The sequence below is a fragment of the Amycolatopsis sp. NPDC045836 genome, from assembly GCF_056431745.1.
The window spans coordinates 1-15,951 of the sequence record NZ_JBWKKF010000036.1 but is presented as its reverse complement, the minus strand read 5'-3'; the positions used below and the strand labels follow the sequence as shown (position 1 = coordinate 15,951).

General features: G+C 70.0%; 17 protein-coding genes. 9 read left to right on the top strand and 8 right to left on the bottom strand.

Annotation, left to right across the window (positions count from 1 at the left end; all coding sequences use genetic code 11):
• The first annotated feature begins 746 nt into the window (after nt 1-746).
• The gene (locus AC07EG_RS38205; protein ID WP_478258163.1) at nt 747-1,913 is read left to right on the top strand and encodes a hypothetical protein; all 1,167 of its coding nucleotides are present in this window, start codon (nt 747-749) and stop codon (nt 1,911-1,913) included.
• A gap of 501 nt (nt 1,914-2,414) precedes the next feature.
• Here AC07EG_RS38205 and AC07EG_RS38200 read toward each other — a convergent pair.
• The 4 genes from AC07EG_RS38200 to AC07EG_RS38185 form a co-directional block, all read right to left on the bottom strand.
• Nucleotides 2,415-2,621 (bottom strand): helix-turn-helix domain-containing protein, encoded by a 207-nt coding sequence (locus tag AC07EG_RS38200; protein WP_478258201.1) that lies wholly within the window; start codon nt 2,619-2,621, stop codon nt 2,415-2,417.
• A gap of 143 nt (nt 2,622-2,764) precedes the next feature.
• Nucleotides 2,765-4,375 (bottom strand): alpha-amylase family glycosyl hydrolase, encoded by a 1,611-nt coding sequence (locus AC07EG_RS38195; protein WP_478258162.1) that lies wholly within the window; start codon nt 4,373-4,375, stop codon nt 2,765-2,767.
• Nucleotides 4,376-5,230, bottom strand: a complete 855-nt coding sequence (locus AC07EG_RS38190; protein WP_478258161.1) for an ROK family protein — start codon at nt 5,228-5,230, stop codon at nt 4,376-4,378. It lies immediately after the preceding gene.
• Nucleotides 5,227-6,648 (bottom strand): aminotransferase-like domain-containing protein, encoded by a 1,422-nt coding sequence (locus AC07EG_RS38185; protein ID WP_478258160.1) that lies wholly within the window; start codon nt 6,646-6,648, stop codon nt 5,227-5,229. Before AC07EG_RS38185 ends, AC07EG_RS38190 begins: the two co-directional genes overlap by 4 nt.
• 108 nt (nt 6,649-6,756) lie before the next feature.
• On the opposite strand from AC07EG_RS38185, the gene AC07EG_RS38180 reads away from it, so the two are divergent.
• The 5 genes from AC07EG_RS38180 to AC07EG_RS38160 are packed head-to-tail and all read left to right on the top strand — an operon-like array spanning nt 6,757 to nt 11,071.
• Complete coding sequence (locus tag AC07EG_RS38180; RefSeq protein ID WP_478258159.1) at nt 6,757-7,641, top strand: NADP-dependent phosphogluconate dehydrogenase; 885 nt, start codon at nt 6,757-6,759, stop codon at nt 7,639-7,641.
• Nucleotides 7,634-8,167 (top strand): SIS domain-containing protein, encoded by a 534-nt coding sequence (locus AC07EG_RS38175; protein ID WP_478258158.1) that lies wholly within the window; start codon nt 7,634-7,636, stop codon nt 8,165-8,167. The genes AC07EG_RS38180 and AC07EG_RS38175 overlap by 8 nt, the downstream gene beginning before the upstream one ends.
• Nucleotides 8,095-8,922: a phosphoenolpyruvate hydrolase family protein gene (locus tag AC07EG_RS38170; RefSeq protein WP_478258157.1), complete on the top strand. Its 828-nt coding sequence runs from the start codon at nt 8,095-8,097 to the stop codon at nt 8,920-8,922. The genes AC07EG_RS38175 and AC07EG_RS38170 overlap by 73 nt, the downstream gene beginning before the upstream one ends.
• A complete protein-coding gene (locus AC07EG_RS38165; protein WP_478258156.1) occupies nt 8,919-9,848 on the top strand; it encodes a hypothetical protein in 930 nt (309 codons plus the stop codon). Before AC07EG_RS38170 ends, AC07EG_RS38165 begins: the two co-directional genes overlap by 4 nt.
• Nucleotides 9,845-11,071: an epoxide hydrolase family protein gene (locus tag AC07EG_RS38160; protein ID WP_478258155.1), complete on the top strand. Its 1,227-nt coding sequence runs from the start codon at nt 9,845-9,847 to the stop codon at nt 11,069-11,071. Before AC07EG_RS38165 ends, AC07EG_RS38160 begins: the two co-directional genes overlap by 4 nt.
• Before the next feature lie 423 nt (nt 11,072-11,494).
• On the opposite strand, the gene AC07EG_RS38155 is transcribed toward AC07EG_RS38160, so the two are convergent.
• The 3 genes from AC07EG_RS38155 to AC07EG_RS38145 all read right to left on the bottom strand — a co-directional run bounded on the left by AC07EG_RS38155 (nt 11,495) and on the right by AC07EG_RS38145 (nt 13,941).
• A complete protein-coding gene (locus AC07EG_RS38155) occupies nt 11,495-11,650 on the bottom strand; it encodes a hypothetical protein (protein WP_478258154.1) in 156 nt (51 codons plus the stop codon).
• Nucleotides 11,651-12,248: 598 nt separating this feature from the next.
• Nucleotides 12,249-12,593 (bottom strand): hypothetical protein, encoded by a 345-nt coding sequence (locus AC07EG_RS38150; protein ID WP_478258153.1) that lies wholly within the window; start codon nt 12,591-12,593, stop codon nt 12,249-12,251.
• A gap of 133 nt (nt 12,594-12,726) precedes the next feature.
• Nucleotides 12,727-13,941 carry a hypothetical protein gene (locus AC07EG_RS38145; protein WP_478258152.1) on the bottom strand — a complete coding sequence of 405 codons (1,215 nt, stop codon included), beginning with the start codon at nt 13,939-13,941 and terminating at the stop codon, nt 12,727-12,729.
• 128 nt (nt 13,942-14,069) lie between these two features.
• On the opposite strand from AC07EG_RS38145, the gene AC07EG_RS38140 reads away from it, so the two are divergent.
• The 3 genes from AC07EG_RS38140 to AC07EG_RS38130 all read left to right on the top strand — a co-directional run bounded on the left by AC07EG_RS38140 (nt 14,070) and on the right by AC07EG_RS38130 (nt 14,997).
• Nucleotides 14,070-14,315, top strand: a complete 246-nt coding sequence (locus tag AC07EG_RS38140; protein WP_478258151.1) for a hypothetical protein — start codon at nt 14,070-14,072, stop codon at nt 14,313-14,315.
• 46 nt (nt 14,316-14,361) lie between these two features.
• A complete protein-coding gene (locus tag AC07EG_RS38135; protein WP_478258150.1) occupies nt 14,362-14,670 on the top strand; it encodes a hypothetical protein in 309 nt (102 codons plus the stop codon).
• Nucleotides 14,671-14,832: 162 nt separating this feature from the next.
• Entirely contained in the window at nt 14,833-14,997 is a 165-nt protein-coding gene (locus tag AC07EG_RS38130; protein ID WP_478258149.1) for a hypothetical protein, read from the top strand.
• Between the two features lie 275 nt (nt 14,998-15,272).
• On the opposite strand, the gene AC07EG_RS38125 is transcribed toward AC07EG_RS38130, so the two are convergent.
• Nucleotides 15,273-15,593, bottom strand: coding sequence for a hypothetical protein (locus tag AC07EG_RS38125; RefSeq protein WP_478258148.1), 321 nt, complete (start codon nt 15,591-15,593; stop codon nt 15,273-15,275).
• Nucleotides 15,594-15,951 lie beyond the last annotated feature (358 nt).

Below are 15,951 nucleotides of genomic sequence, written 5' to 3'. Positions count from 1 at the left end.
GGCGCACCACGGGAAGAACGCGGTCGACGGCAGGACACGCACGTTGTGGTGCCCGGTCGGTTTCCCGCGCCACAGCGACTGCGCCGCGCGGGATGCCGAGGCTGTTGGCGTGGGTGGTCTTGGTGGTGGCCGGGGTGTAGGCGGTGTGCAGCCACAGCGGCCGGTGACCTGGACTGGCTCCTGTCCGGCGAGGGCCCGCCAGAGCCGATGGACAGCTGGTACACGCGCTGCCCTGAGTGCGCTCTGGTCAGCACTCCGGTCACCGCACAGCATCACGAGTGCTGCGAAAGGAACCGCGCGATCAGTGTCAACCCCCGTAATGCAGGGATCCCTCGTCTCCTGCTGCCGGTCGATCATCGATGCATGAACACCAGCCCCTTTCGCGGCTGCTGCCGAGTAGTCGCAGCATTGCTGGCCCCGCATCGATCACCGCCCTCGCATTCCCGGCAACAGCAGCACCCGCGGCCGCCCCTCGGCGGTAGGCACCCGGTGAGCCGAGAGCGGCATTTCGGACGATCCCGCGCCGGAGCGAACGGCGTACCATTGTCGCTCCGGGACTCTCCTGTGGCTCCACGCTGGAAGCATCACATCGACAACGGCTGGCGTTGGGCCTGCTCGCTCCACGATCGGATGATTGAGGTGCCGGTGCGTAGCGAAATCAGTGACCTGGCCGATCTCTGCAGTGGGAGCGGCGCACAGCGCATGAGGAGGATGATATGAAGCGGTGTTTCGTTCCCAGTGAGTACATGCTCAGCACGGAGGTTCGAGCCTGGCTGGGTGATTTCGCGGAGATCCTGATCCGTTTTCATTACTGCACGGCGGTGCGGGGCGGTGCGTGCACGCCGTTCGATCCGCGCGCGGGCGGCCCGCAGGAGGACTTCTTTGACCAGGCCCTCGGCCCTCACCGGTGCAACAACCTGGGCGAGTATTTGGGGAAACACAACTCGTGGATCGATCCGCTGACCATCGGTCAGGAGTGCTTGTCGGCAGGTCAGGAATTCGCGGTGCCCGACATCATCACTCACCGCTCCGCCCCCGACACCGGGGAGTTCTACGAGATCAAGCCGAACTCGGCCGACGGAAGATACAAAGGCCGACGCAAGGTTCAGGTGTTCAACGAGACCATCACCCGGCATCATCTGCCCTACGCCGCCGGTACGCGATATCAGGGCGACCACAGAATGCTGTTGATGGACGGGCACCAGTGGGCAGGGCACTTCCGGCTATACTTGCACTGGTGGCTGGCCGAACCGGGATTGCTACTCTACGAACTCTGCCTGGAAATGGACGACTTGCCGGAAGAGGCCCCAGATACTCTGCTCAAGGCGATCATCATCGGGCTCATCGTGGCGATTCTGGCATTCCTGTGGCGCAGAATTGGCAGCGGCGTCGAGGCAGCAATGCGCTTTGTAGATCCGACACCGTTGATTTCGATGATGGGCCCGCCCGACGGGATTCCCGCCATCAGCGACGCGCGCGGGTTCTGGTACGTATACTCGCTGGCCACGTATCGCGCCATGCGCCACGGCCGGAGGTTGCCGACCTTCGTGGCGGTCGTGGTGGGCACCGACCCGCCGGAGTTCTGGGAGCCGGGAGATTCCCGGCCGTGGCAGTGGGACCAGCCCACGATGGAGTCGATCAGCGACCTCGCACCCGACGGGCGTTTCTTCCCGAACGGCGACGCGATCCGGGCACTCGAACTGGACGAGGTGCTGGCCTGGGCCGAGCCCGCGGACGCCAACGCGGATACGCGCGCAGCAGCCGCGGTGCTGGCCGAGACCGGCCTGTCCGATGCCGAGACCGGTGAGCCCATCGACGGCGAACGCACGTTGGCCGACGCCATCGGCACCTACCTAGCGGCCGCCGCCGACTGGTTCGAAGAATCCCACCGCGAGCCCGACCCGGACGCATAATCCGCCCGACACGGACACTTCTCCAGCGGTGCCGGTCGGTGAAGACCGCTACTGTGCTACTGCCTCTGGTTGTTGACGGCCTGGGATGGGGGCCGGGTCTTCTGTAAAAGCCGCTCATACGGGGTCTGGCCGGTCGTGCCAGTGGAAGGCGGACTGGAACTCCGCACCGTTGTCGGTCTGGATCTTCTCGACCTGGAACGGAAGCCGGGACAGCACGTAGTCGAGGAACTGGATCGCGGTCTTCTGGTCCGACCGCGGATAGATTGCGAGATGCGCAGCCGGGTGCAGTCGTCGATCGCGGTGTACTGGTAGAACTTCCGCCTGCGCTGGCCGGTGCCGGTGGTGATCGGTTCGACGAATTTGACGTCGATCTGCAGCTGGTGACCCGGACGCTGCTTCTCGTAGCGCTTCCACCGCTGGTGGTGGCGTTTGTAGCGCTGCGGGCATCGATCTTCAGTGGGCCGAAGTGGTAGTGCTGCCGCAGGTGGATGATCTTCTCGACTACCTCGGAGGGGTGATGGCCGGGCAAGGCAAGGGGGCGCTGGCGCGGTCCTCCAGCCCGTCGATGCCCTCGTCCGCCCACCGGCGTTTCCACCGGTAGAAGATGTTGCGGCTGATCCCGAAGTAGCGACACGTCGCCGCCACGTTGCCGCTGACTTCCTCGGCGTGACGCAGGACGGCCAGGCGCCGGTTTACACGCCTGACCAGGCCCTTCTCACTCCACTCGCTCAGCCACAGGCCTCCTCAGATTAGGAGCCCAGGACTGTCAACAACCTGCGTCAGTTCTAGATCTGGGACACGTGGCGCACTGGTGGTGGCATCTGGCTGTCGCGCCACCACACCGGAGGTGGTCAGGTGTGGAGGTTCAGGATCACGGCCTGGGCCGGGGCCAACTCGCGGGGAGCCGTCTGTGGTTCGGGGCTGTCGGTGTCGAACTCGCATCGCCAGGTTTCGGGGCTTGGGTGGAACGGGTGCGGGCGTTCGGTGAGGTTGGCGGCGACGAGGAGTGTGCCTGTGCGGTAGGCGGTGATGTCGCCGATGTCGAGCCACGCCAGCGTGTTGTCACGCAGGTGGGCTGTGCGGGTTCGGGCGGCGAGCAGTCTGCGGTGAGAGGACCACGGGGACGCCGGGTTCTGCTGTTGCACGGCGACGGTGTCGGCCGGGGTGCGGTCACCGAAGGGGAGCCACGCGTTCGGCGCGGTGGTGAAGCCCAGCCCTGGTTCCGGCGACCAGGGCATGGGGGTGCGGGTGCCGTCGCGTGACTGCCGGCCGCCGTCGGCCGCGGCGAGCGGATCCTGTGACTGTCCAACCGGCACGTTTCCGTTCGGGAGGCCGAGTTCCTCACCGTTGTACAGAAACGGGATGCCGGGCAGCCCCATGAGCAGCGTGGCCACGGCGAGCGCGCGCCTGCTGCTGCCGTACCGGGTGACCGCGCGCCTGCGGTCGTGGCTGCTCTGCACCCAGCTGAGGTTCGGCGCGGCGGCGGCCGCGGCACGCAGCGTGGTGGCCACCCGCTCGGGCGCCCACTCGGACTCGACGAGACCGAACCAGAACGTCGAGTGCAGGCCGTCCTCCCGCACGTATGCGGCGAGCTGGTCGGGGTCGAGGATGTAGACCTCGCCGATGAGCACCGCGCCGTAGCGGTCGGCGATCGCCCGCCACCGCCGGTGTATCGCCATGGCTGACGGTTGGGCGATGTCGTGGCGGTGGTCCTGCGTCAGCCACTCGGCGGTCACCCCGCCATACGTGGGGACGTCCTGCGGCGCCAGCCACGGGTTGTCGGGCAGGTCGGGATGCTTGGTCAGGTAGTGTGCGGTGTCCACGCGGAAGCCGTCGAGCCCCCGGTCGAACCAGAAGCGGAGGATGTCGTCGACCTCCTTGGCGACCTCCGGGTGCTGCCAGTTGAGATCGGGCTGGTCCGGGGTGAACAGATGCAGGTAGTACTGGCCGGTGTGCGGGTCGAACGTCCATGCGGGACCGCCGAAGTGGGACAGCCAGTTGTTCGGCGGGCCACCGTCGGGCGCCGGGTTGCGCCAGATGTAGCGGTCCCGCAACGGATCCGTGCGGGAGCGGCGGGACTGGGCGAACCACGGGTGTGCCGAACTGGTGTGGTTGACGACGAGATCGGCCACGACGCGCATACCTCGTTCGTGCGCGGCGGACAGTAGAGTGTCCACATCGGACATCGTGCCGTATCTCGGGTCGACGCCGCGGTAGTCGGCGACGTCGTAGCCGTGGTCTCGCATCGGCGACGGATGGAAGGGACTGACCCAGAGCAGCGTGACACCGAGGTCGTCGAGGTAGTCGAGCCGGCTGGTGAGGCCGGGAAGGTCGCCCCAGCCGTCGCCGTCACTGTCCTGGAAGGACGGTAGGTAGACCTGGTAGCCGACGGCGTCATGCCACCACTGGTGATCTCGCATTCGTCGAGCCAACCGCTTCACGCCGGCGGTTTCCAGAGCCAATTACGATGAATTGGCCGCGAGCGCGGCGCCGAGCACGCCCGCGTCGTCGCCGAGCTCGGCGGTGCGCGTGCTGCCCCGGTGCCAGCGCAACCCGTTCGCGGCGGCGAGGTAGGCGTCGCGGATGGGCCCCAGGCGAGCGATGAGACCGCCGCCGAGCACGAGCACATCGGGTGCGAGCACGGCACAGAGACTGTCGAGCCCCCGCGCGAACTGCCCGGCGTGCCGTTGGACCGCGGCGACGGCGTCCGGTTCACCGGATGCTGCCGCGTCGGCGAGAAACGCCGCCCCACCACCCTCCTGCCCCGCCAGCGCGGTGCCTGTCCGGTTCAGTGCGACGCCACCCGCTAACTGCTCCCAGCAGCCATGGTTGCCGCACTGGCACAGCGGACCGTCCGCGTCGAGTCGCAGGTGCCCGATCTCGCCAGCGTGGCCGGTGCCCACCTGTAGCCGGCCGTCACCGACGAGCGCTCCGCCGAGGCCGGTGCCCACCGTCACCATCAGCACGGTGGACGCGCCGACGCCCGCGCCGAGGCGGGCCTCCGCGAGTGCTGCCGCTCTGGCGTCGTTCAGGACTGTCACCCGGTGGCCGGGCAGTTCGGCGGCGAAGTCCACGTCGGCCAGTCCGAGGTTCGCCGACCAGGTCAGCACTCCCTCGGTCACCGTGCCCGCGACCGCAAGGCCGACGGTGTCCACGTCGACGTCCGCGTAGTGCGCGAGCACCCGCGCCGGTGCGCGGCGGCGGGACGGCGGGTCCGGTGGCAGCGCGTGCCGGACCACTCGGGTGAGGCTGCCCGCCGGGTCGACCAGTCCGGCCCGGATGTGTGTCGCGCCGAGGTCGATGCCGATCGTGGTCACAGCAGCACCGGCGGGGTGTTCGCCGTGGCGTGCCGGTAGGTCTGCCAGGCCGTGGCGAGTCGCCGGACGCCTTCGTCGAACACCTCCGGTGGTCGCGCGTACACCAGGCGGATGTGGTCGTCGGCGGCGCCGCGCGGCGACAGCACGGCGCCGGGCACCACGGCGACCCCGCACCGGATGGCCACCTCGCTGAACGCCGTCGCAGTGCCCGCCGGAAGCCGCAGCCAGAGGTTCAGCCCGCCCTCGGGTGATGTCCATGCCAGCTCTGGCAGGACGTCGGACAACACGGCGGTCGCGTGCGCGAGCCGGTGGCGCAGTGCCTCGACGCGCTCGGCGCGCACCTCGTCCTCGACCGCCAGCAACCGGGTCGCCAACAGCTGGTCCAGCACGGGAGTGCCGAGGTCGGCCCGTGCCTTGGCGCGCGCCAACGCGGCGACGAGCGGTGCGGGGCCGCGTATCCACCCGAGCCGCAGGCCGCCCCAGTGGAGCTTGCTCAACGAGCCGACCGTGACCAGGTTCGTCGACTTCGCGCACGCGGCGAGCGGCGGCGGAGCGGGTTCGAAGGTGAGTCCGGAGTGGCTGACGTCGTCGACCACGAGAACGTCCCGTTCGACCAGCGCGCGGGCGAGCCGGGTGCGCTCGCCGGCGCCGAGCACCTGGCCCACGGGGCCGAGTGTGGGCATCAGGTACACGAGGCCGGGGCGGAGCCGGTCCACGACCCGCAGCAGGTCCTCGCCGCCGGTCGTGACCGGCCGGGCGCCGCGGACGGTCACGGGCAACCCGTGCAGCACGTCGAGGACGCCAGGACTCGTCGGGTCCTCCACGACCGCCGTGTCCCGGTCGGTCAGCGCGTGGCCTGCCAGCAGCGACAGCGCCTGCTGGTCCCCCGTGGTGACCAGCACCTGGTCGGCCGCGGTCGGCAGTCCCTGCGCGGTCAGACAGGCAGCGAGGGCGGTGCGCAGCGCCGGCAGCCCGGCCGGCTGGTAGCCCGGGGTGTCGAGTGCGGCCGTCGTCTCCTGGTCGTCCTGCCCGAGTGCGGCGACGAGGTCCCGCATCCGGTGGTGTGCCGGCAACGCGGCGGTGGCCAGGTCGACCAGCGTCGTCGGGTCCCGGAGCGCGGCGGCGGCCAGTGCCTCGCGCGGTCGTTCCGCTCCAGCGATCCTGTTCGCTCCGGCCACCCAGGAGCCGCTTCCCTGCCGCCTCTCCACGAGCCCGCGCTCACGGAGGCGGTCGTAGGCGTGCACGACGGTGTTGCGGCCGATCGCCAACCGGGTGGCCAGTGCTCGTTCCGGTGGCAGCGCGGTGCCCGGCGGGATGTCGCCTCGGTCGACCGCCGCGCCGATGGCGGCGGCCAGCCGGGCGTACAGCGGACCGGGCCGGGCGGACCAATCGCCCAACGCGTCGTGAATGTGCATCATCGATTCCATCCAATAGGACCGCGATTGGCTCTATTCGGGAAGTGTTTATGGCTCGATATTGGCACTACAGCACGGCTCGGTGTCAATCCATTGGTGAGAGGAGGGGGTATGCGACTCGGATTGGTCGGACTCGGGACGATGGGTCGCCCCATGGGGCGACGGCTGGTCGACGCCGGACACGACGTGGTCGGCGCTGACGTGTCCTCAGTCGCGGTCGGGCGGGCGCTCGAGGCGGGGATCGACGCCACCAACTCGCTGTCCGAGCTGGTGGCGAAGCTCGCTCCGCCCCGCGCGGTGTGGGTGATGGTGCCGCCGCCGGTCGTGGGCTCGGTGCTCGACAAACTCGCGGACCTGCTGATCGAGGACGACCTGGTCATCGATGGCGGCAACAGCGACTGGCGGCTGGCGCCCGAGCGGGCCGCCCGGCTCGCCGAGTCGGGCGTGCGGTTCCTGGACGTGGGCGTCAGTGGCGGGCAGTGGGGCTGGCGCCACGGGTACGGGCTCACCGTGGGTGGTGCTGCCGCCGACGCCGAGCGTGTCCGGCCCGTGCTGGAGGCGCTCGCCGCACCCGGGGCCGTGGCCACCGTCGGACCGACCGGTGCCGGGCACTTCGTCAAGGCCGTGCACAACGCCGTCGAGTACGGCCTGATGCAGGCCTACGCGGAAGGCTTTGCCATGTTGTCCGCCCGCGAGGGGCTTGACCCGCTGACCGCGCTGCGCGTCTGGCAGGCCGGGTGCTCGGCCCGGTCGTTCCTCCTGGCACAGACCGTCGACGCGCTGGCAGCCAATCCCACGCTGACCGGGGTGGCCGCCGCCGTTGCCGACTCCGGCATGGGCCGGTGGACCGCGGAGGAGGCCGTCCGGCAGGGCATCGCCACTCCCGTGCTCACGGCGGCGCTGCAGGCCAGGTTCGCCAGCCGCGACGACGACCGGCCGGCCAACCGCCTCCTGGTAGCGGCACGTGCCCAGATCGGGGGGCATCCGCATGGCTGACGTGTTGGCGAGGGCCGATGCGGTGCTCGACGAGGTCCGCCGTGCCGTGACGGCCGTCGATCCGGACGCGGTGGCGACGCTGTTGGCGGCCGTCGAGGCGGCGCCGACCGTCTACTTCGACGCCAGGGGACGCTCCGGGTTGGTGGCGCGGGCGCTCGCCATGCGGTGGATGCACCTCGGGCTGCGCGTCCACGTGGCCGGCGAGACGGTGACGCCCGCGATCGGCCAGGACGACCTGCTGGTCTGCCTGTCCGAGAGCGGGCGCACCGGCGGACCGGTGGCCAACGCCGGTGTCGCGCGGGCGCGGGGCGCGCGGGTGGGTGTGCTGACCGGTGATCCGGACTCCCCGCTCACCGCGGCGGCCGACGTCGTCGTGGTGGTGCCGCGCGTCGGGAGCGCCCAGCACGCCGGGTCGCTGTTCGAGCAGGCTTGCCTGGTGCTCGGGGATGCCATGTGTGGGACGTTCCAGCAGGCCGCCGACATCCCGCACGCGGCGCTCGACCGGCGACACGCGAACCTGCTGTGACCGGCGTCCTTCTCGCCGCCGCGGCCGGTGACGCCGGCACCGCCGCCCGGCTGGCCACCGCCGGTGTGGACGTGATCGTGGCTTACCACTCCAGCGTGCTGCGCTCGCGTGGGCTGCCGTCGGTGGCCGGTCTGCTGCCGTGGGCGAGCGCGAACGAGTTGACGCTGGGAATCGTCGCCGAGGTGGTGGCGGCGAGCAGCGGACAGCCGGTCCTCGCGACCGTGTGCGCCAACGACGGGCTGCGGCGCCCCGATCGCGTGCTCGCCGAGCTGGCTGAGCACGGTGTGGCCGGGGTGCTCAACGCGCCGACCACCGCGCTGCTGACCGGGCCGGTGCGCGCCGCGGTGGAGCGGGCGGGACTCGGCTTCGACCGCGAGATCGAGCTGATGTCGCTGGCCCGCGAGCACGGGCTGCGGCCGTGGGGCTACGCGTGCACACCGGCTCAGGCGAGCGCGCTGGCCGGACACGGCGCCGAGGCGGTTGTCATCCATCTCGGGATCACCCGTGCCGGGCCGATGACCACCCGGCACGTCGACACGCTCGCGGCCGTCGCGGCGGCGGCCCGCGCGGCCAGCCAGGACGTCCTGCTCCTCGCCCACGGCGGCCCGCTCACCGAACCTGCGGCCTTACGCGACTGTCGGCAAGATGGTGTCCACTTCGGATTCCTCGGCGCATCGGTCTTCGAACACGCACCGAACCTCGACAACACCGTCACCGCATGGCGACAAACCCTCACCCCAGACAGGGAACGATGACCGACCGCGTAATCCCACACGACCAGGTCGAGGACTGGACCGGCCAGCCGCTGGTCCTGTTCGTCGGCATCAGCACCGGCGGGTCGCTCGCGCACGCGGTGTTCGACGGCTGGGCGGCCGCGCTCGACCAGCCCTGGACGCTGCGCGGTGTCGACCTGCCACCGGACACGCCACCGGAGACCTACCGGCGCTTGCTGGCCGCGATGCGGAACAACCCCTGGGTGCGCGGCGCGGTGGTCACCGCACACAAACTGCGGCTGTACCGGGCGTGCGCCGGGAACCTGACGTCGCGCGACCGGCTCGCCGACCTGACCCGTGAGATCAACACCCTGGTCACCAGCAGAGGCGCCGCCGGATACGCCAACGACGCCCGCTCTCTCACCGCGATCCTCGGCTCCTTCGCCGGCCGCCGGATCGTGTGCCTCGGCGCGGGCGGCGCGGCCACGGCGTTGCTGCTCGCGCTGCACCTCGACGTCGACTCCGGTGCTCCCCGCCAGGACCCGCCGCACATGGTGTTCGCCGACATCGACGCCACCGCACTCGCCGACCTGCGGGCCGTCGCGGACCGGATCGGCGCCCGGCCCGAACTGGTGCGCCTGTCCGGTCCGGCCGATGACCTCGTGGCCGGCGCGTCGCTCGTCGTCAACGCGACCGGGCTCGGCAAGGACCGGCCCGGCAGTCCGGTCACCGACCGCGCGCCGCTCGGCCCGGGCACGGTCGCGTGGGACCTCAACTACCGCGGCGACCTGGCCTTCCTCCGCCAGGCCACCGCCCGCGGCTCGTCCATTGTGGACGGCTGGGACTACTTCGTCGCCGGGTGGACCGGCGCGCTGACCACGATCGCGGGAGTGCCGTTCAGCCCGCATGTCCTGTCCGCGCTCGCGACCGCGGCGGCACCACATCGACCGACCGGGGTGTACTCATGATTCCGTTCCGTATCAACGTTCCCGACGCCGAGCTGACCGAGCTGACCGACCGGTTGCGACGCACCCGGTGGCCCGACGTCGAGCCGGTCGGCGACTGGTCCCAGGGCGTGCCACTCGCGTACCTGCGTGAGCTGTGCGAGTACTGGGCCACCGAGTACGACTGGCGTGCCACCGAGCGCAGGCTGAACGCGTTCCCCCAGTACCGCACGGAGATCGACGGGGTCGGCATCCACTTCCTGCACGTCCGGTCCCCGCACGAGAACGCGCTGCCGCTCGTGCTCACCCACGGGTGGCCCGGCTCGATACTCGAGTTCGAGAAGGCTGTCGTCCCGCTGACCGAGCCAGACGATCCGGCCGACGCCTTTCACGTGGTCGTCCCGTCGCTGCCCGGCTACGGGTTCAGCGACCGCCCAACCGAACCTGGTTGGACCGTGCAACGCATCGCCGCCGCGTGGCGGGAGCTGATGGCCCGACTCGGCTATGAGCGGTACGGCGCGCAGGGCAGCGACTGGGGCACCAGCGTCACCACGAGCATGGGCCAGCAGGACACCGGCCAGCTCGCGGGCATCCACGTGATGCCACCGATCGCGGCGCCGGACCCGGCCACCTTCGACGCCCTCACCCCCGCCGAGGAAGCCGCGCTCGCCGACCTGCGGCACGCCGAGGCGCACGAGTCCGGGTACGCCGAACAGATGACCACCAAGCCGCAGACGGTCGGCTACGCACTGACCGACTCCCCCGCCGGGCTGTGCGCGTGGATCGTCGAGAAGTTCGCCTCCTGGACCGACAGCGACGGCCGCCCCGAGACCGTCCTGACCCGCGACCAGATGCTCGACAACATCACCCTCTACTGGCTCACCCGCACCGCGACGTCCTCCGCACGGCTCTACTGGGAAAGCTTCCGCGAGGTCGGCGAGTGGTTCAGCAAGGCGACCACCGACACCGTGCCCGTGCCCACCGGCTGCTCGATCTTCCCCAAGGAGATGCCCCGCCCATCCCGCCGCTGGGCGGCCAACCGCTACACCGACATCCGCCACTGGGGCGAACCCGACCGAGGCGGCCACTTCGCAGCCTTCGAGCAACCGCACCTGTTCGTCAACGAACTGCGCACCTTCTTCCGCCTGGTGCGTTGCCCCGTGGGGGCCGCCTCAGCCCGGCACCGGGCAGAACCGTGCGGCAAGGCGCGCTCAGGTTCGATCGTGAACCCAATGGCAAGGGGCTGACCTTGCCGGAGCTGGCCAGCGCGGCGCGAAGCCTCGCGATCTCCTTGTGCTGTGCGGCCAGCTGGGAAAGCGTTCGGGTGCGAAGCACCGCGAGGTCGGCGTTGTCCTGCTCTGTGTCGGTCAGGCGTTCCTTGAGGTGGTGAACCTGCTGCTTCAGGCGCTCGATCTGGGCGTCGCGCGGGGCAGGGAATACGCCGGTCTCGCGAAGCTGGTCACGTCGCCGTTCGAACTCCTCCTTGAGGTGCAGGTAGGTGGTGTAGAGGGCGGCGCGGGTGACGCCATTGGCGTTGGAGAGGGTGTTGACGTCGCACTTGCCGCCGGTGGAAGATCGCCGCGGAGCAGCCGGTCGATCGCCGCGCGGATCGCGGCTTCGTTCTGCGCGCGGGTTTTCTCGGTCAACCGGCCCACCGTCAACTCGCCTCCTCACTGCTGCCGCCCTGTGTACTGGCGGTATCGATTTTCGGCCAGGACTCGTTCCGCGCGGGCGAGCTGCGCCTGCAGACGGGTGCGTTCGGTCGTCTGCCGCCGGGTGAGGTTGCCGAGGAAGACCTGGGTAGTGGCGATCGACGCCTCGCACACGGGCCGATGACAGGGGTGATGGGTGGCCTGCGGGCAGCGCGCGGAGTCGCACATGCCTGCCAATGGCTTGCCGGCAGTCGGTGTGCCGGCCAGTTTCAGGCACAGTGCCTGTCCTTGACACTGGGCGGGGCTGGAGCGGCTGCGGGCAGGGAGACGAGCGAGAACGTGGCGCCATCAGGACGGTGCGTACCGGGCCGTCGAGGTCGCGCCGCGCCTCCGCGGTGTCACGCCTGCGGACGGTGACGTCGATGCTCTCCCCCGCCGGAGGTGCGCTGCGACCGTCTGGCGGCCCAGGGTGCCGCCGAGAGCGCTTAGTCGAGGAGCGCAGGAGCAGCGCGTCGGCGTGCCCGGCCCGGATCTTCGCCACAGCAGATCGCCGGATCGGGCGCGCTGCAATTGTCCGCGTGATCCGCCGCAGCCGGTTCCGGGTTCGTCACCCACCCCATGACCCACCCGGACGCGGAAACGGTCTTCGAGGCCCACACCTGGGCGGGCCCGCTCGTCACGGCGCGGGGAGAGCGGTTCGTGCGGGAACTGGGGGAGGAGTTCCTGCGCCTGGTCCCGGCCGGCGACTGGACCCCAGCAGGGGGATGCCTGATCAGCTCACGAACTGGAACCACGGTCCGTTGCTGGTCATCCAGCTGTTCGCCGGGCACCGCGCGCTGGACAGCCCGTTGCGAATCGACGCATTGCCTTCTATTCTACCGCCCTCCGCGCATTCGATGACCACGCGGAACCTCGTGGCACCGGCGTCCAGGACTTTGCAGGTGGCGGACGCGGAGGCCTGCGGATCCCGTTTGATGACGAACCACTGGCAGTCGGCCTGGATCGTGACGCCGCCACCTCCCGGTGCGGGTGCGGCGGAAGCGGCCATCGTCCCGGAGCCCAGACCGGCGAGAGCGAGCGCGGCGACGGCGGCGGCAGCTTTGACCCTGCGTTCCATGCGAACTCCTGTTCCCTGCGAGGTGGATCAGCCGGAATGGTGTCGGCTTCGCTATCAAAACGGTGCCGGCACACCTCTCCCAAGGGGTTTCATCGAGAAATGAACCCCTGTTCGTTTCCCCGACCGGCGAGGGTCAATGGGTTTCCCGGGCGCGGATGGCGTCCACGGTGGTGGCGGTGTGCTCGTCTAGGACGGTGGAGTGGTCGCCGGGAACGCGGAGGCAGTCGTGCGGCAGGGGCCGATCCTGTTCCGGCGCGGCTTCGGTGGCGCGCAGGAGCAGCGTGCGGTCGATGGCGAAGGCCGCGCAGTTGATCGCGATCGCCGGGTGCGGAGGAAGCCTGTCGATGGGCCACCACCGTGCGTACTGGCGGCGTTGCCACGGTGCGTTCGCCGAGGCGGGCACCAGTACGTGCGGCGTGCCGTGGACCATGGCGGCTGTCGCGGCGATGATGCTGTCCCAGGGCAGGAACGAGGAGAAGGTCCAGCCACGGTGCGAGATGCCGCTGGCGCAGAGCGCGATCCCGCCGCGGCGTACCCGGCCGAGGGCCACCAGCACCAGCATGCTGCCCCAGTACACCGTCGCCACCGCACAGAGTGCGGCTGGTACCTGCTTGGCGGGCCCGGCTGAACCAGCGGCCACACCAGCGAACGTAGTTGGGCCATAACTCCTCGCGATGGCGGCGTAGTCCGGACGCGGGACGCGCGCTTGATGCCAGGCAGTGACCAAGGGCTCGGGCCGGGTGCCGGTGCTGGCTCGTCCCGATCGAGCTGTCTCCGCGCACAGCTCGGACATGTGCTCGAGCAAGCCGGACTCCGGTGGGTACGCCACCGCCCCTGCCCGCGTGATCATGGCCAGGGGCTGGCTGGTGCGGTGGGTGGGCGGGGCCAGCCGGCTCAGCCGCAGGGCGGCGGGCACCACGGCATTGAAGTGGGCCTGCGACAGGTTGGGCGCGTGGTCCGACTGCGGATCTCCGCAGTGGGGCTGGCGTGCGGGAGCCTGGGACACGGTCAGTGCCGCAGCGCGGGCGGCGAGCACGTCGAGGGCGTGGGGGTGTGACCTGGTGACCCGGTCCAGCCCACCACGGTGCGACAGCGCGGCGGTGACGGCGTCGCGGGAGAGCACGAGGGTGGCGCCCAGCGCGTCGGCGGGGGCGAATCGCGGCGGCGGCATGCACAGCGGCCGCAGCACGTGCAGTGACAGCGGATTTTGCCACCACGGGCGCGCTTGCGGACAGCACACCACTCCCGGTGCCTGCTGCGCTTCCAGGCGTTTGACCGCGGCCGCGAACCCGGCTGTTCTCGGCTGTGTCGAGCTGTCGGCGGGTTCGTCCGGGCCGAGCAGCACCACCGTGGCGGGCGTAGGCCAGCCTGGCGACCGCGCTGCCCCAGCACGCGCCGGGAGCGGCAATCAGCCGGTGAGCCAGCGTGGCGCTGCCGGACAGGTGCGCGGCCGGAGCGCCGGGCGCGGGTGTGGCGGTGTCGATCAGCACGGTGTGCACCGGGCGCGCGAGCGAGCCCAGCGCGTGCTCGGCATCGCCCAGCCGAGTGGCGATGCGGGTCGCCGCGGCCGGCGTGGGCTACATGGGCAGCACCAGGGACCTGGCCGCCTGCCATTCGGCCGGACTGTGGCACATCACCCACGGCAGCGGCACCTACTACTACTGCCAGGAATACTACGACCCGGTGTCCGGGCGATGGTACGCCCTTTACGTCGGTGCGTAGGAATTCCTCGTCTGAGAACAGGGCGTGCACAAAAACGGGAGGAAAAATGCACGTGTTCCGGAAGCACCTCATCACCGCCGCACTGACCGGCGGTATCGCGTTCACCGGCGCGCTGGGCGCCACCGGCGCCTCGGCCGCCGCCGAACCCGCGACCGCCGTGGAGGCGGCTCCGCAGCCGGGTCACATCGCGGTCGGCCGTCAGAACATCGTGTTCAGCGAGTACGGCGGCCCCTCGTCGATCGGCTCGACCGCCGAGGAGGTGATCTACGCGCATTGCCAGGCCGACAGGATCTGGGGGGCAGACCTACGCCTGGGTGCCCTCGCTGAACAGCTGGGGCTGGCTCCGCAACGGTGACATCACCGGGCTCACCGGTCCGGTGGCTGGACCTCTGCTGACCGGCGGAAGGGAGCGGGCCGTGCGCAAGATCCTGGCCGCACTCGTGCCGGCCGCGAGCTGGCTCGGTCTCGGCGGGGTGCCCGCCCAGGCGGCCACCCCGGCGGGAACCCGCTCATCACCATGGCCGGTCGCACCCTGATCCACGCCGACGGCCAGTGGCACCGGGTGTGGGCCAACAACCCCTGGGGCGGTGTCTGGCAACCGGTGGCCCGCGGTTGCCTCTGGATCACCCTCGACGACCCCGGTGGCCCGCCGCTGCACCACCACTGCGCGAACGTGCAGTGAGCCCATGACGCACCCGGTACCCCCTTTTTTTCGGAGGTACCGGGTGCGTCCGGGTAATCGCGCTCGAGCGGCCAGCCTGGCCGCGCGGAGATAGCTTGACCACCAGCTCCATGAATGCGGCGACCGCTGTATCCACCGCCCCAGGCAGATGACCGGCATTCGAGCGGTTCGAACATCTGCGCTCCGCCAATTGAATGCACTGACTGCAAGACATGAAGAAACCCCTTCCTCGGCTCAGCCGGAGAAAAGGGTTTCTTCAGTTGTCCTGGCAGCGTTTAGAAGCCGCCGTAGAACCACCAGCTGCCGCCGTTGCGGAGTGACCAGTAGCAAGGATCGCTGTAGTTGAACAGGATCCTGGCGCTCTCGCACTCCCCTTCGGTCACGAACGGGCCGTAGTAGTCGCCGGCTTCTTTCGCGCTCGCGGCGCCGCCCAGCGAAAGGGTCATCGTCGCGGCGACTCCCGTTGCGACCACCAGGTTTTTCAGAACACGCTTCAAGTTCACATACTCCTGAACGCTTGGATGATATTTCGTCGAGGCGCTGATCAGATTCACCGCAGAGGTCGCCCTCGGTGCGAAGTCACCCCAGATGATCAACGCCGGGAGAACGTAGCACACCCGAGATGTGCCAGGCAACTCACCGGCAGCTCCCTGTTGGAATTGAAGTTCACCAGTCGGTCATTTGCCGAGCCGACGTGCCACCGGCTCCTATTGTCGGCAGCTCGTCCGGGTTCGATGCCGTGGCGCAACCGGCCGGCGATCATCGTGGTCGGCGGGCCGACTTCGCCGAGGGTCATCGGTGCGCCTTAGGCCGCGAAGGGATGGACGTCACATGTTCGGGTGCTCCCGCGGCGGAACATCTGCACCGCCCAAGCGTTGTACTGACTGTCGGTACGGTGGTGTCCCCGGGCCTCACCCCTTGCCTTCACGGAATACCGGTCACGCCGGAGCCGTG

Bases quoted from the DNA above. Each gene is read 5' to 3' on its own strand.
- AC07EG_RS38205 (WP_478258163.1), top strand. From the start codon at position 747: ATGCTCAGCACGGAGGTTCGAGCCTGGCTGGGTGATTTCGCGGAGATC.
- AC07EG_RS38185 (WP_478258160.1), bottom strand. From the start codon at position 6,648: ATGATGCACATTCACGACGCGTTGGGCGATTGGTCCGCCCGGCCCGGT.
- AC07EG_RS38180 (WP_478258159.1), top strand. From the start codon at position 6,757: ATGCGACTCGGATTGGTCGGACTCGGGACGATGGGTCGCCCCATGGGG.
- AC07EG_RS38175 (WP_478258158.1), top strand. From the start codon at position 7,634: ATGGCTGACGTGTTGGCGAGGGCCGATGCGGTGCTCGACGAGGTCCGC.
- AC07EG_RS38165 (WP_478258156.1), top strand. From the start codon at position 8,919: ATGACCGACCGCGTAATCCCACACGACCAGGTCGAGGACTGGACCGGC.
- AC07EG_RS38160 (WP_478258155.1), top strand. From the start codon at position 9,845: ATGATTCCGTTCCGTATCAACGTTCCCGACGCCGAGCTGACCGAGCTG.
- AC07EG_RS38150 (WP_478258153.1), bottom strand. From the start codon at position 12,593: ATGGAACGCAGGGTCAAAGCTGCCGCCGCCGTCGCCGCGCTCGCTCTC.
- AC07EG_RS38135 (WP_478258150.1), top strand. From the start codon at position 14,362: ATGCACGTGTTCCGGAAGCACCTCATCACCGCCGCACTGACCGGCGGT.
- AC07EG_RS38130 (WP_478258149.1), top strand. From the start codon at position 14,833: ATGGCCGGTCGCACCCTGATCCACGCCGACGGCCAGTGGCACCGGGTG.